Annotated in this window: 14 protein-coding genes, 2 tRNA genes and 2 pseudogenes; 13 read left to right on the forward strand and 5 right to left on the reverse strand. The window is 65.6% G+C overall.

The genetic code is table 11. The annotated features are described in order from the left end of the window. The first annotated feature begins 21 nt into the window (after positions 1-21). A complete protein-coding gene (locus tag AWC06_RS10490; protein WP_085197137.1) occupies positions 22-1,023 on the forward strand; it encodes a phosphotransferase family protein in 1,002 nt (333 codons plus the stop codon). Here the strand turns inward: AWC06_RS10490 and AWC06_RS10495 are convergent. Continuing rightward, a complete protein-coding gene (locus AWC06_RS10495; protein ID WP_085197106.1) occupies positions 1,020-1,382 on the reverse strand; it encodes an STAS domain-containing protein in 363 nt (120 codons plus the stop codon). The two genes, AWC06_RS10490 and AWC06_RS10495, sit on opposite strands and share 4 nt — an antisense overlap. A 161-nt stretch (positions 1,383-1,543) precedes the next feature. Here AWC06_RS10495 and AWC06_RS10500 point away from each other — a divergent pair, with 161 nt between their 5' ends. The 5 genes from AWC06_RS10500 to AWC06_RS10520 are packed head-to-tail and all read left to right on the forward strand — an operon-like array spanning position 1,544 to position 6,084. Then, entirely contained in the window at positions 1,544-2,446 is a 903-nt protein-coding gene (locus AWC06_RS10500; RefSeq protein WP_085197139.1) for an STAS domain-containing protein, read from the forward strand. A gap of 22 nt (positions 2,447-2,468) precedes the next feature. Continuing rightward, positions 2,469-2,855: an STAS domain-containing protein gene (locus tag AWC06_RS10505; RefSeq protein WP_085197108.1), complete on the forward strand. Its 387-nt coding sequence runs from the start codon at positions 2,469-2,471 to the stop codon at positions 2,853-2,855. Next, a complete protein-coding gene (locus AWC06_RS10510) occupies positions 2,845-3,255 on the forward strand; it encodes an anti-sigma regulatory factor (protein WP_085197110.1) in 411 nt (136 codons plus the stop codon). Before AWC06_RS10505 ends, AWC06_RS10510 begins: the two co-directional genes overlap by 11 nt. Beyond that, positions 3,248-3,874: a SpoIIE family protein phosphatase gene (locus AWC06_RS10515; protein ID WP_085197112.1), complete on the forward strand. Its 627-nt coding sequence runs from the start codon at positions 3,248-3,250 to the stop codon at positions 3,872-3,874. Before AWC06_RS10510 ends, AWC06_RS10515 begins: the two co-directional genes overlap by 8 nt. Next, positions 3,871-6,084: a SpoIIE family protein phosphatase gene (locus AWC06_RS10520; protein WP_085197114.1), complete on the forward strand. Its 2,214-nt coding sequence runs from the start codon at positions 3,871-3,873 to the stop codon at positions 6,082-6,084. The genes AWC06_RS10515 and AWC06_RS10520 overlap by 4 nt, the downstream gene beginning before the upstream one ends. 3 nt (positions 6,085-6,087) lie before the next feature. Here the strand turns inward: AWC06_RS10520 and AWC06_RS10525 are convergent, their stop codons facing one another. Then, positions 6,088-7,524 carry a glycoside hydrolase family 183 protein gene (locus AWC06_RS10525; protein WP_085197141.1) on the reverse strand — a complete coding sequence of 479 codons (1,437 nt, stop codon included), beginning with the start codon at positions 7,522-7,524 and terminating at the stop codon, positions 6,088-6,090. Between the two features lie 239 nt (positions 7,525-7,763). Here AWC06_RS10525 and AWC06_RS23960 point away from each other — a divergent pair. Continuing rightward, positions 7,764-8,033, forward strand: a pseudogene (locus AWC06_RS23960) (nuclear transport factor 2 family protein); the annotation flags it as partial. Positions 8,034-8,077: 44 nt separating this feature from the next. On the opposite strand, the gene AWC06_RS10535 reads toward AWC06_RS23960, so the two are convergent. Together AWC06_RS10535 and AWC06_RS10540 are read right to left on the reverse strand one after the other, a co-directional pair. Further along, a tRNA-Arg gene (locus tag AWC06_RS10535) sits at positions 8,078-8,150 on the reverse strand. A 19-nt stretch (positions 8,151-8,169) separates the two neighbouring features. Beyond that, a tRNA-Ser gene (locus AWC06_RS10540) sits at positions 8,170-8,261 on the reverse strand. A gap of 86 nt (positions 8,262-8,347) precedes the next feature. On the opposite strand from AWC06_RS10540, the gene hisC reads away from it, so the two are divergent. Continuing rightward, the gene (gene hisC, locus AWC06_RS10545; protein ID WP_085197116.1) at positions 8,348-9,412 is read left to right on the forward strand and encodes a histidinol-phosphate transaminase; all 1,065 of its coding nucleotides are present in this window, start codon (positions 8,348-8,350) and stop codon (positions 9,410-9,412) included. Beyond that, positions 9,405-9,872 (forward strand): DUF4334 domain-containing protein, encoded by a 468-nt coding sequence (locus AWC06_RS10550; RefSeq protein ID WP_085197118.1) that lies wholly within the window; start codon positions 9,405-9,407, stop codon positions 9,870-9,872. The genes hisC and AWC06_RS10550 overlap by 8 nt, the downstream gene beginning before the upstream one ends. A 73-nt stretch (positions 9,873-9,945) precedes the next feature. Here the strand turns inward: AWC06_RS10550 and AWC06_RS10555 are convergent, their stop codons facing one another. Further along, the gene (locus AWC06_RS10555; protein ID WP_085197143.1) at positions 9,946-10,524 is read right to left on the reverse strand and encodes a TIGR03086 family metal-binding protein; all 579 of its coding nucleotides are present in this window, start codon (positions 10,522-10,524) and stop codon (positions 9,946-9,948) included. Positions 10,525-10,547: 23 nt separating this feature from the next. Between AWC06_RS10555 and AWC06_RS10560 the strand changes: the two genes are divergently transcribed. From AWC06_RS10560 to lipE, 4 genes and pseudogenes are all read left to right on the forward strand, one after another. Continuing rightward, on the forward strand, positions 10,548-11,372 hold the full coding sequence (locus tag AWC06_RS10560) for a crotonase/enoyl-CoA hydratase family protein (RefSeq protein ID WP_085197120.1): 825 nt from the start codon (positions 10,548-10,550) through the stop codon (positions 11,370-11,372). Between the two features lie 36 nt (positions 11,373-11,408). Continuing rightward, on the forward strand, positions 11,409-11,597 hold the full coding sequence (locus tag AWC06_RS10565) for a hypothetical protein (protein ID WP_085197122.1): 189 nt from the start codon (positions 11,409-11,411) through the stop codon (positions 11,595-11,597). Between the two features lie 44 nt (positions 11,598-11,641). Beyond that, a complete protein-coding gene (locus AWC06_RS10570; protein ID WP_085197124.1) occupies positions 11,642-12,748 on the forward strand; it encodes an Rv2629 family ribosome hibernation factor in 1,107 nt (368 codons plus the stop codon). Positions 12,749-12,770: 22 nt separating this feature from the next. Next, a pseudogene (gene lipE, locus AWC06_RS10575) lies at positions 12,771-14,015 on the forward strand (lipase LipE); the annotation flags it as partial. Between the last annotated feature and the right edge of the window lie 92 nt (positions 14,016-14,107).

The raw sequence follows: 14,107 nt of genomic DNA on the forward strand, positions 1-14,107 counted from the left end.
CTCACGGCGATCGCCGAGTGGATGTCGCAGCAGGGTTTGGGCGAGGGCCCACTGGACGACGTTGCGGAACTCACCGGCGGAACACAGAACATCATGCTGCGGTTCACCAGGTCCGGCCGACCCTACGTATTGCGCCGCGGGCCGCGGCACCTGCGTCCGCGCAGCAACATCTCGATCATGCGGGAAACCCAGGTACTGGCGGCGCTGGCCGGCACCGATGTGCCCCATCCGCGCCTGATCGCGGCGTGCGACGACCCAAGCGTGCTTGGCGACGCGGTCTTCTACCTGATGGAGCCCATCGACGGGTTCAACGCGGGCGAAGAGTTGCCCCCGCTTCATGCCGGCGACCCGGCGGTGCGGTTCCAGATGGGGCTGTCGATGGCCGATGCCCTGGCCAAGCTGGGAGCCGTCGACCATGTCGCCGTAGGACTCGCTGACTTCGGGAAACCGGCGGGTTTCCTGGAACGCCAAGTGCCGCGGTGGCTTTCAGAGCTGGAATCGTATCGGGAGTTCGAAAACTATCCCGGCCCAGACATTCCCGGGGTTCAAGACGTCGCTGCCTGGCTCGAACAAGGCCGCCCGTCGACCTGGACACCGGGGATCATGCACGGCGACTACCACATAGCCAACGTGATGTTCTCCCGCACCGGTCCCGACGTCGTGGCCATCGTCGACTGGGAGATGTGCACGATCGGCGACCCGCTGCTGGACCTGGGCTGGCTGCTTGCCACCTGGCGCCAGACCGGCGGTTCAAGCGCGTTCGGCCACTCGCTGTTCGACATGGACGGACTGGCCAGCGCCGAAGATCTGGTGGAACGGTATGCGCGCAACACCACCCGCGACCTGTCGCACGTCAATTGGTACACCGTGCTGGCCTGCTTCAAGCTCGGCATCGTGCTGGAGGGCACGCTCGCGAGAGCGTGCGCCGGTAAGGCGCCGAAGGAAGTCGGCGACCTACTGCACGCCACCACGGTGCGGCTCTTCGAGCAGGCGCAGACGTTGATGGCGAGCGGGTACGCCTAGTCCGCGGTCGTGCGCACTCTGACCAACGCGTCATCGAGCGTCGGATACAACGAGATGACCTTGTCGAGGCCGGTCAACTGCAACGGCCTGTTTGTCGCCGGATTGCTCGCCACCACCGCGAGCTGAGCCGATTTGCCGACTTTCTCTTGGGCGGCCGCCAGCACCCGCAGCCCGGCCGATGCCATGAAAGTCACCTTGGAAAGCTCGATGACGAGAACCGGCGAACCCTCATCGAGCGCCGCCGCGATCGCCGCCTCGAAGGCGGGAGCGGTGCTCAAATCGATTTCGCCGCCGATACTTACCACGGCGACTTCACCGCGACGAGCGACGGTGGTGGTAATGGGGTCCGCAGATGGCAACGGCCCGTCCTTAGGCTGGAGTCCGATCGCTCGTGGCGGAATTGGTGCCGACCCTAGCCGCCGTCGCAAACTATCAAAAATACTACTTCAAGAGATGGCGCGCCGAGGCTCGGTTAGTCTTGGCCCCGGGGTTTGCGCTGTGCCGAGAGCCGGGAGGTTCGATGTCGGATCAGTCGACTGATATTGCGGGAATCACTGCCGTCAGCCAAACGACGGGAATCCCGGCCGAAGTTTTGCTGCCTCAGCTGGTGCAGCACCTGCGGCAGAACCGCACTGCGCTGCGCGAGGAATGGGCCCAGCGGATCACCGAGGCGCAGTTGCTCACCGCGATGACGCCCGAGGAGATCTTCTCCGAAGCCACCGCCGTCTACGACAACTACGTCGAAGTGCTCGAGACCGGAAGCGTCGAGGCGCTGCAGGCCTATGCCCGCGACCTATCCGAACGCATCATTCCGCGTGGTGTGGAGACGGACGAGGTCGTCGGCATCGTGTTGCTGTTGCGCGACGTGCTGGCGCGCTCGCTGTTCGAGAAGTACCAGTCCGACTTCGAGATGCTAAACCGGGTGCTCGACGCCTATGAGCCGGCGGCCAACCGCATCGCCAACACCGTCGCAGTGAGCTTCGTCCAGGAACGTGAGCGCATCATCCGCCAGCAGCAGGAGGCCATCCGCGAGCTGTCTACCCCCGTGCTGCAGGTCCGCGAACAATTGCTGATCCTGCCGATCATCGGCATCCTGGACAGCCAGCGCGCCCGCCAGGTCACCGAGCAACTCCTCCGGGCTATCCGCGCCAACCGCGCCAAGGTCGTCGTCATCGACATCACCGGTGTCCCGACCATCGACTCCACGGTGGCCAACCACTTGGTGCAGACCGTCGACGCGTCGGGCTTGATGGGTGCCAGCGTGATCATCACCGGCCTGTCCTCGGAAATCGCGCTCACCCTGGTGACGATCGGACTTGACCTTTCGAAGATGAACGCCGTCGGCGACCTGCAGGGAGGCATCGAAGAAGCCGAACGGCTGCTGGGCTACGAGGTCACCCGCACCGGCGAGCAGAGCGGGTGAAGAAGGCTAACGCGAGCGCCCTATGCCAGTTCCGATCCTGAAACAGGGCGCGATCCTCATCGCCTCGGTGCAGGCGGCGCTCACCGACTCCGACGCCGAACGGTTGCGCCAAGACTTGATGGAACGGGTCAGCCAGTTCCGCGCGCAGGGCATCATCGTCGACGTCACCGCCATCGACGTGATGGATTCCTTCGCCGCACGATCGCTGCGCACGATTGCTCACATGACCCGGCTGCGTGGCGCGGACACCGTGATCGTCGGACTGCAGCCGGAAGTGGCCTTCGCGATGGTCCAGCTCGGGTTGATGTTCGACGACATGTACACGGCGCTGGACCTGGAGGAGGGCCTGGCGCTGCTGAATCGACAACTGGCGCTGCGGAAATCGATCGGACGCGACGGTGTGGGATGACGTCGTCGTCGATGTCGGCAATCCTGACGACATCGTCGCCGCGCGTCAGGCCGGCCATCATCTGGCCCGCGATCTGGGTTTCTCACTGACCGATGTCACGATGATCGCGACCGCGATCTCCGAAGTCGCGCGCAACATCACCAGCTACGCCGGTCGGGGCACGGTCCGGGTCGGGGTACAGGACCGGGATGGCCGCAAGGCGTTGGTGGTCCGTGCCGAAGACGACGGCCCGGGCATCGCCAACATCGAAAGGGCGCTCGAGGACGGCTATTCGACCGGACGGGGGCTGGGGCTCGGACTGCCGGGCGCGCGCCGGTTAATGGACCGGTTGATCGTGGAATCCACACCCGGAGACGGGACCGTGGTCGAGATGTGGAAATGGATTCCGCCCAATGGCTGAGCACGGTTGGCTAGGGCCGATCGAGTGGGCGGCGAAGGCGCGGCCGCGGCCGGGCGAACAGGTTTGCGGCGACCGTTCGATCGCCGTCGACGTTGGAGGTGCTGCCGCGCTCATCGGCGTGCTGGACGGTCTCGGCCATGGCGCCGAGGCCGCCGAGGCCGCTCTCTGCGGTGTGGAAACCCTGCGCGACGCCCATGCGGAGCCGATCGACGTCCTGTTCCAGCTTTGCCATCGCGCGCTGGCCGGCACCAGAGGGGCGGCGATGACGTTGGCGCATATCAATTTTCGCACCGACACGTTGAGTTGGGTCGGGATCGGCAATGTCACCGCCAACCTCGTTGCCAAGCACCCCGGCGGTGTGGAGGTGCGTTCTTCGGCGCGCCTTGCCGGCGGCATCGTCGGCTACCGGATACCGGAAGCGCTGACCCCCCAGGAAGTCTCCATTCGCCCCGGCGATCTGCTCGTCGTTGCCAGCGACGGTATCGACGAAGACCACCTGCACAACATCGACTTCGCTGCGCCCGCTCGTACGATCGCCGAACAGATCCTGCGCCGCCACGGTAAAGACAATGACGACGCGCTGGTGCTGGCCGCACGCCACCGAGGCACATCGGGATGACGCGCGCCGGCGACTTTCACGCCGGGTATGCCGCCGCACTGCGCCGCTACCTGGAGGAGCGAGGCGAGGAGAACCTCGCCGTCGGACACGAGCTGGGGCGACTTGCGTTGCAGGAAGGCGTCAGCACGCTCGAGATCGTCGAGAATCACTTCCGGCTGGTCAACGACGAGCTCTCAAAGCAATCGGCGGTAGACAGATCGGCAGCTCTGGGTTTCCTGCTGCAAACCCTGGCTCCCCTCGACGTCGCTACGCGCGGATTCCTCGACGGCACAAAGCGTTACGAGGAGCAGCGGGCCCGAGCCGATGATCTCGCCGATCGTGACGAGTTTCGCACCGCTTTGGTGAATTCCCTACAGGAGGGCTTCTTCGTCGCCGACGACAACGGTGCGGTCATCGAGATCAATGACGCCTTCACCAGAATCACCGGCTATCCGGCGAGCGATCTGCCGTACCCGTGGCCGCACCCGTGGCTGGTCGACGAGAACGCGGCGAGGCTGCAACAATCCCGCCTCAACAGCGAAAACCACGTCCAATACGAGACGCCGATCCGGCATCGAGACGGCCGTCTCGCGTGGGTCGCGGCCAACATCAACAGGGTGACGGCGGATGCGGCCATTGATCGGGTATACGTCGGGACGCTTCGTGATATCACCGCCGAACGTGCCTTTGCGGCGCGGGAAAGCGCGGTCCTGCGCCTGGCAACTGCGGTGGGGCTGGCCAAAAGCCTGGATGAGGTGCTCTCCACCACCCTCGATGAATGCCGAGCGGCCATCGATGTGCACCGGGTGGTGGCCGCCGTGTGGCCGACCAACGGCGGTGACCCCACCATCCACGTGGCAGGCGAGCAACCCGCACCGACCTGGCGTGACCTCGATCCGTTGTTGCGCCAGACGTTTCAGCAGGCGCGCCATCAGTTGCCGCTCACGATCCAGCCGGTCGAATGGGCGGACTCACCCGGCAAGTCACGCGGCATCATTGCAGTGCTCTCCGGCGGAGGAGACGTCGCGTTGTGGCTCGAGCTCCGGGCACCGCGCCGGGTCAGTGCCGAAGATCGCCTGCTGGTAACGGTGCTTGCCGGGCACCTTGGGCTGGCCATCCAGCATGTGCGCCAGTTCGAAAGTGCGCGTGAGACTTCGCTGACGCTCCAGCACGCGATGCTTTCGCCCACCGAGCTTCCGCCCGGCTTCGCCGTTCGCTACGAACCCGCTGTCCCGCCGTTGGAAATCGGCGGCGACTGGTATGACGTACTACCCATCGGCGACCACCGGATCGGCATCATCGTCGGCGACTGCGTAGGTCGGGGCTTATCCGCTGCGGCGGTGATGGGTCAGCTTCGCAGCTCCGCGCGAGCGCTGCTGCTTACCGGCGCCGAGCCCGCGATGTTACTCCAGCAGCTCGATGCGGCGGCTCAGCTTATCCCGGACGCGTTCTGCACCACCGTTTTCCTGGCGATCCTCGATACGGAAGCCGGCGCCTTCTCCTACAGTTGCGCTGGCCACCTACCGGCTGTGCTGGCCGCGCCGCAGTCCGAGCCGGTATTGCTCTCGGACGCTCGATCGGTGCCGCTTGCTGTGCAGCACAAAGGTTCTCGGCCGCAGACATCGGTGGTCCTGCCTCCGGGTTCGACGTTGATGCTGTACACCGACGGCCTGGTCGAGCGGCGCGACGCATCGATCGACGACGGGATCGCCCAGGTCGCCGAGATCGTGGCGAACGGCATGCATCAGCCCGTTGACGCAGTAGCCGAATCGTTGCTTGCCGAGATGGCTCCGGCGGCGGGGTACGACGATGACGTCGCGATTGTGGTTTATCGACGGCCGTACCCGCCGCTCGTCATCGAAAAGTATGCAGCAGCAGACGAATTGAGCGACATCCGCCATCAGCTCGCCGCGTGGGCCCGTGCGGCCAGGATCCCGGACGCGCTGGCCACCGACATCGTCTTGGCGGTCAACGAAGCGTGTGCCAACAGCATCGAGCACGGTTACCGGGAACACGAGCCGGGCAAGGTCCGCGTCGAGGCCGAAAACGACGGCGCCCGAGCGCATCTGCGGATCATCGATTCCGGCTCATGGAAGGCGGCACCGGAGCATCCAGGCAATCGCGGAAGGGGACTGTTGTTGATTCGCGCCGTGAGCGATTGGCTCGAGCTGGAGTGCACACCGTCGGGAACCACGGTCGACATGAGCTTCAGCCTGTCGCGAGCCTGCTGAACGCTATGGCAGCACAGTGTGCATCAACATCACGTCGTACGCCTGCCACAAGGACAGGTTGAAGTATAGGTCTTTGCCCGACGACCAGGGATGAATCATCGGCGCATAGATGCCACCGGGCATCTGGAATGACGAGACCAGCACCTGCTCGGGGCTCCATGGTCCTTGCGGAGCCGGCGCGGTCCGTGCCACGACGTCGTTGCTGCCGCCGTTGGTGTAAAGCACCAGGTACTGCTTGAGATAGTTGTTGTATTGCGCAGACATTTCACCGACCGGGCCGGGCCAAATCGGCGTGGCCTTCGACGGATCCGCCGCGACCCAGGAGTTCGAGTCGCCGTTCCAGTATTGGTATTTGGTCAGGTCGGGCAGATAGCGCGGTGGGACCCGTGAAAGAAACGCCGCGCCGCCGCGTCCGGACGGCGTCCCGAACGAATAGATGTAACCGTCGTTTCCGCGCATGAACGCGCCCATCTGGAAATTCTCATTCCCCGGAACGAACCTGGCTCCGGGGATGGCCTCCGGGTCAGCGGGACGCACCGAGCTCGGGTAGATCCCCCAGTTCTGGCCATTGTCGGGCGACACCGCGAGTGCCGAGAAGTTCGTCGACCATTCGCCATCACGGCCCCAGTTCCTGATCGACATGAAGTTGACGTATTGGGTTCTGCCGATGGAGATCCCGGAGGTGGGGATGAGTCCCGTCTCGTGGGGCGCCCGCTTGATGCTGCTGATGATCTGCTTGGAAACGCCCGGGGCCCAAAGCGGCGAACCGGAGTATCGGTTGTTGGGCACGCCGTCGGCCACCTGGATTCCGTCCGACAGATCACGGTCTTGGCTGCGGAACAGTGTGTTATAGCGCCATTGCTGACCGTGGACTGCACAGTAGCCGAACGTGTCACCGAAGGCCATCAGCACCTGATGGTTGGCGGGATCGCCGTTGTCCCAGGGGATCCCGAGGTCGGTCCCGGAGATGCTGAAACGTTGAAGAGTCTTGTTCGGGCTGTTCGGTCCGGTCACCCACTCGACCAGAGATGTCGGGGCGCCTGCAATCGAGGGGGGCGGCGGCGGCGCCGGGGCGCCGTCCGGCCCCAGCTGCGCAGCATTCGGCGACGGCTGGCCGGGGCCGGGCGGATTCGGCCCGGGCGGCACGACGGCAGCTTGAAGTTGCGCCGATTTTCCCGGGTTCAACAACCTGGATATCAGTGGACCCAGCTTGGGCAGCGGCGCGTGCTCATTCGTGCCGCGAGGCCTGCGCCCGGTCGGTGGCTGGACGACCGGAGCGGGCGCAGGTATCGCCGGGGGCGCGGCAGGCGGCTCCACGTTGGCTTCCGGTGCGGTGCAAGGCGTGGCGGCGGCAAGCGGCGCGGGGCCTATCGGCACGATGAGTCCGACAACGGCCGCCGATGCCACCGATACCGAAACGATTCGACGAATCGCCGACAATGTCACACCTTTCCAGGGGCAGACCTCGCATAGACGTCCGCAGTGGGCGTATGTGACGATAGTGTTCAGTGGGACTGTTGTGATCGGTGATGCACTGATAGGTATGCATCCGTGACCGTGTCGCAACCCGCGGATTTCGCGGAGCGGGTTCCGCCAGACTTGAGGGAATGACAACGCCGAAGGAGACGATCCAAGACTTCATATCGGCCTTCTCGTCGGCCTGAGCGAAGAGGGATGCGGCTCGGGTTGCGTCGTTCTTCAGCGACGATGCGATCTATCACAACGTCCCGATGGATCCTGTTGAGGGGCGCGAAGCGATTGAGGCGACCGTGGCGGGCTTCATGACTATGGGCGGCCAGGTGAGGGTCGATATCAGTCACATCGTCGCGTCAGGCCCGGTCGTGATGGTCGAGCGGGTCGATCACTTCGTCAGCAGCCAGCGAACGATTGACTTGCCGGTGGTGGGCGTCTTCGAGGTGCACGACGGCAAGATCACCGCCTGGCGTGACTACTTCGACCCGGCCCAGCGCAGGCTAATCCATTGTGCGAAAAGCGCGCCCGAAGGGATTCGAACCCCCAACCTTCTGATCCGTAGTCAGATGCTCTATCCGTTGAGCTACGGGCGCAGGTGTTTAGTTATGTCGGTGGCGGAGGCGAGAGGATTTGAACCTCCGGTCCCCGGTAAAGAGGACAACTCATTAGCAGTGAGTCCCATTCGGCCGCTCTGGCACGCCTCCTTGGATTTCCCGAGGGTACCGGACCCCGGCCGGGCCGCGGAACCGCCGGGGCCACAGCGTACACAGCCCGGACATATGCTGTCGAAGTGACTGCCCGCCTGCGCCCTGAGCTGGCTGAGCTGCCGGCTTACGTCGAAGGCAAGTCCATTGCAGGCGCGATCAAACTGGCCAGCAACGAGACGGTGCACGCGCCGCTGCCCAGCGTCCGAGCGGCCATCGAGGGGGCCATCGACACCGTCAACCGCTATCCGGACAACGGCTACGCGGAGCTCAAGTCGCGGCTGGCCAAGCATGTCGACTTCGCCCCCGAGCACATTTCCGTGGGCTGCGGCTCGGTGAGCCTGTGCCAACAGCTCATCCAGATCACCGCCTCGGTGGGCGACGAGGTGCTGTTCGGCTGGCGCAGCTTTGAGCTCTACCCGCTGCAGGTCCGCGTCGCCGGCGCTGTCCCCGTCCAGGTGCCGCTGCGTGACGAGACATTCGACCTCTACGCCATGCTGGCCGCGGTAACCGACCGCACCCGGCTGATCTTCGTCTGCAATCCCAATAACCCGACGTCCACGGTCGTCGACCCAGACGCACTGGCCCGCTTCATCGAGGCTGTTCCGTCGCACATCCTGATCGCCATCGACGAGGCCTATGTCGAGTACATTCGCGACGGTATGCTGCCCGACAGCCTGGGATTTGTCCGGGCCCATCCGAATGTTGTTGTGCTGCGGACTTTTTCGAAGGCATACGGCTTAGCGGGACTGCGGATCGGCTACGCGGTCGGCGACCCCGACGTGATCACCGCACTGGGCAAGGTCTACGTGCCGTTTACCGCGACGAGCATCTCCCAAGTCGCGGCCATCGCCTCGCTGGACGCCGCCGACGAATTGCTGGCCCGCACCGACGCCGTCGTCGCCGAACGGGTGCGGGTTTCTGCCGCTCTGCGCGACGCCGGCTTCGTGTTGCCGCCGTCGCAGGCAAACTTCGTCTGGCTGCCGCTCGCCGAACGAACGCTCGACTTCGTGGGGCAGGCCGCCGACGCCGGGATCGTGGTGCGCCCGTATGGCAGCGACGGTGTGCGGATCACGATCGGCTCGCCCGAGGAAAACGACGCCCTGTTACGGTTCGCGCAGCGCTGGATCAGAGGAGAGCGCGATGAGTGACGAGTTGGCCCGCAAGAAGTTCACCGAGTTCAAGGAACGCGCCGGCACGATCGCCGATGCCGAGCTCGACGACTACTGGGCGAGTCTTCCGCCGGCGACCATCGACGGCATGCTCGGCGAGTGGAAGGGCGGCGAATTCGTCACCGGCCACCGGATGAACGGCCAACTGGAGAAGGCCCGTTGGTTCGGTAAGACTTTCAACTCCTCCACCGATGTGCAGCCGCTGGTGTGTCTCGACGATGACGGGAACCGGTTCTCCAACGTCAAAATGGGCAAGGGCGAAGCGAGCCTATGGCTGGAGGAGTTCCGCGGCGAGGTCACCGCCACCATGGTCTACGACGGCCAGCCCGTACACGATCACTTCAAAAAGATCGACGACGACGCCGTGATGGGCATCATGAACGGCAAGGGCGTCGTCGATGGCGGCCGGTACTTCTACTTCTACCTCGAGCGGATCTAGGCATACCGCTCGAATGTGCGGCTGACCGCACATTCGGCGACGAGTGTGCAGCTAGCCGCACGCTCGCGCGGGTCTAGGGCCTTCGGCCGGTGAAGGCGACCAGCCGGTCCAGGGCGGGGGCATCATCGGCGACGTCGACCGGGTCGGCGAACCCGACCGTCGAACGGCCTTGCGGCGTAATGACTTTCTTCGCCAGCCCGAGCACATACTCGGCGACGGAATCTGCAACGTCCACATGGCGCCCGGTCGCCGTCGCGTAATCCCAGGCGTGCACCAGGAATTCGAGCGATAAGATGCCGGGCCCGAATCTGGCCGGGACCTCGTTCGGGCCCAGGCTCACGGTGCCATCCAGGCCGCGGCGGTGCCATGCGTCAAGCGCTGGCCGGGCCGCACTGATGACCTGGCCCTCCAGCGAATCGCCGGCGTCGCGGTCAGGGAACTGTGCGCCCGCCGCGCCGCCGATGATCGTGATGGAGTTCAGCAGATGGTCGGTCAGCTGCGCCACGTCATACTCCGTGCACGGCGTCGGTTTGGACAACTCGTCGCGCGAAATCGGATGCAGCACATGTTGCAGAGCACCCAGCGTGGCTTCCGCGCCGGCCAGTTCGTCGGTGGGCGGGGCATCGGGTCCGGGTCGCAGATCGGGAGACATGACGTCCACGGTACGGTCTCGACATGGGTCAGCCGTACGAATCCGTAACAGTCGAAACCAAAGATCAGGTCGCACAGGTGACGCTGATCGGGCCGGGCAAGGGAAATGCGATGGGGCCGGCCTTCTGGTCGGAGCTGCCCGAGGTGTTCGCCGCTTTGGACGCCGACGACGATGTGCGCGCCATCGTGATCACGGGCTCCGGCGCCAACTTCAGCTACGGCCTGGACCTGCCGGCGATGGGTGGGACGTTGGCGCCCGTCCTGGCTGAGGGCGCGCTGGCCCGACCCCGCGCCGATTTCCACGCCGAAGTACTGCGCATGCAGAACACCATCAACGCCGTCGCGGATTGCCGCACCCCGACCATCGCCTCAGTGCACGGCTGGTGCGTCGGCGGTGGCGTCGACTTGATATCGGCGGTGGACATCCGCTACGCCAGCGCTGACGCGAAGTTCTCCGTCCGCGAGGTCAAGCTGGCGATTGTCGCCGACGTCGGCAGCCTCGCCCGGCTGCCGCTGATCCTTTCCGACGGGCACCTGCGGGAACTCGCACTGACCGGCAAGGACATCGATGCCGCCCGCGCCGAGAAGATCGGCTTGGTCAACGATGTGTTCGCCGACCCCGAGGCCACACTGGCCGCCGCGCACGCCACCGCCGCGGAGATCGCCGCCAACCCGCCGCTGACCGTACGCGGCATCAAGGATGTCCTTGACCAGCAACGGATTTCGGCTGTGTCGGCCAGTCTGCGCTACGTCGCCGCCTGGAATGCGGCGTTCCTGCCGTCCAAGGACCTGGCCGAGGGAATGTCGGCCACCTTCGCCAAACGTCCGCCGCAGTTCACCGGCGAATAGGCGATTCGGCTCGCCGGTGGGCGGGAACACTCGGGTATGTCTACCTACCGAGTGCTCAACCCGAAGGGCGAGGTCGTCGCCACCAAGGACATCGCCAGCGCCGACGACGCGCACGCATGGTTCGTCGACCAGAAAGCCGACAACACCGAACTCGGCTGGCGGCTGGAAGTCAACCTCGACGGTGACTGGCGGTTCTTCGAACACACCGAGGGCGACCGCCCCTAGCGCGGCGCGTTTGTCTGCCGCGCCGGACGGCAACCCAACCAGGCATGGATTCGGAACGCTTCCGCGAACTGCTGACCACCAAGGGCCCGTTCGCATCGGTCTACTTCGAGGACTCGCACGACACCCAGGACGCCGCCGCCCAGCTTGACCTCAAATGGCGGGGAGTACGCGATCAACTCGTCGAGCAGGGTGTGGATGAATCCGTCACCGCCGATATCGAGCGGGCCGTCATGGACCTGCGCCCGCCGATCGGCCGCAGCGGCCGCGCGGTGGTCGCCGGCGCCGACGGCGTGGTGCTCAACGAGCACCTGCTGCGCCCCACCACCGCGCCGATCGTCCGGGTTTCCGAGCTGCCCTACATCGTGCCGATCGTCGAGCACGGCTTTGAGGATCTCGACTACGTGCTGGTCGCGGTTGATCACACCGGCGCCGATATCACCGTGCACGCCGACGGCGGGCTGCGCTCGGAGACTGTCGACGGCGGCGGTCATCCCGTGCACAAGTCGGCGGGCGCCGAGACCGCCGGATACGGGGATCCCCAGCTGCGCACCGACGAAGCCGCGCGCAAGAACTTGCGCGCAGTGGCCGACCGGGTCGCCGAGCTGGTGGACCGCGTCGGCGCCGACGCTGTGTTCGTGGTCGGCGAGGTGCGATCACGCTCGGATCTTCTGGCCACGCTGCCGGACCGGGTCGCCGACCTCGCGATTGAGCTGCAGGTCGGAGCGCGCCACAGCGGGCACGACTTCGACGAGGTCCAGCAGGCCATCGAGGCCGAGCTGCTCAAACGCCGGCTGGCCGTGCTCGACGACGCCGCGCAACGTTTCACCGCCGAGATCGGCCGCCAATCAGGGCTGGCCGCCGAAGGGCTCGGGCCGGTGTGCTCGGGTCTACGCCAGGGCGCTGTGGAGACCCTGATCATCGGCGATATCGGGGAGCAGACGGTGGTCGCCGACGAGGATCTCACGACCGTCGCGCCGAACGCCGAGGTGCTATCCGAGCAGGGCGCCGCCCCGGCGCGAACGCTGCGCGCCGACGAGGCGCTGCCGCTGCTCGCGGTGTCGGTCGGCGCGTCACTGGTGCGCACCGACGAGCGGATCGCCCCGGCCGACGGTATCGGTGCCGTGCTGCGGTACGCGCCCACGCTTCACTGAACAGTCCACGTACCCTCGCTGGGTGAGCAATTTTGGCGGCAGGATCCGTGTTCCGGCCGACCTCGACGCCGTCACCGCGGTGAGCGAAGAAGACTACTCCGGGATCGACCCCCTGGCCGTCGAGCGGATCTGGCAGGCCGTGCGGCACTGGTATCAGGCGGGGATGCACCCGGCGATCCAGCTGTGCCTGCGACACAACGGCAAGGTCGTGCTGAACCGGGCGATCGGGCACGGCTGGGGCAATGCCCCCACGGACCCGCCGGACGCGGAGAAGATTCCGGTGCAGACCGATACGCCGTTCTGTGTGTACTCGTCGGCCAAGGCGATCACCGCGACCGTCGTGCACATGCTCGTCGAGCGAGGCCACTTCTCGCTCGACGACCGCGTCTGCGACTACCTGCCGACCTACACCAGCCACGGCAAGCACCGCACGACGATCCGGCACGTGATGACCCACAGCGCGGGCGTGCCTTTCCCGACCGGGCCCAGGCCGGACCTCAGGCGCGCGGACGACCACGAGTACGCACAGGAACAGCTTGGGAAGCTGCGACCGCTGTATCGGTCGGGACTGGTGCACATCTACCACGCGCTGACGTGGGGCCCGCTGATGCGCGAGATTGTTTACGCCGCCACCGGCAAGGACATCCGCGAGATTCTCGCCACCGAAATCCTCGACCCACTGGGTTTCCGGTGGACCAACTTCGGTGTCGCCAAAGAGGATGTCCCGCTGGTCGCGCCCAGCCACGCGACCGGTAAGCCATTGCCGCCCCCGATCGCGACGGCGTTCCGCAAGGCGATCGGTGGAACGGTGCACCAGATCATCCCGTTCACCAACGACCCGAGGTTCCTCACCACAGTGGTCCCGTCATCCAACACCGTCTCGAATGCGGATGAGATGTCACGATTTGCCGAAATATGGCGTCGCGGTGGCGAACTCGACGGGGTCCGGGTCATGCGTCCGGAAACGCTACGCGAGGCGGTGCGCGAATGCCGCCGCCTACGACCGGATTTCGCGACCGGGCTGGTTCCGCTTCGCTGGGGCACCGGGTTCATGCTGGGATCCAACCGGTTTGGACCGTTCGGCCGCAACGCGCCGGCAGCATTCGGCCACCTCGGGTTGGTGAACGTCGCGATCTGGGCTGACCCCGAGCGCGAGCTGGCCGCGGGCTTGGTCAGCAGTGGGAAACCGGGCAGAGATCCGGAATCCGGCCGCTATGCGGCCCTGATGGACTGCATCGCCGCCGAGATCCCGCGGGTGAGGCTGGGCGCGCGCGGTGGCGGAGGTGTGTGGTTCCAGGACATGCGAATAGCGTGTCGCAAGACATCGGAATAGGTTGAGCGCTCGACTCTCGGCGGGTG

Origin of the sequence: Mycobacterium fragae (assembly GCF_002102185.1) — a bacterium.
Taxonomy (GTDB): Bacteria; Actinomycetota; Actinomycetes; order Mycobacteriales; family Mycobacteriaceae; genus Mycobacterium; species Mycobacterium fragae.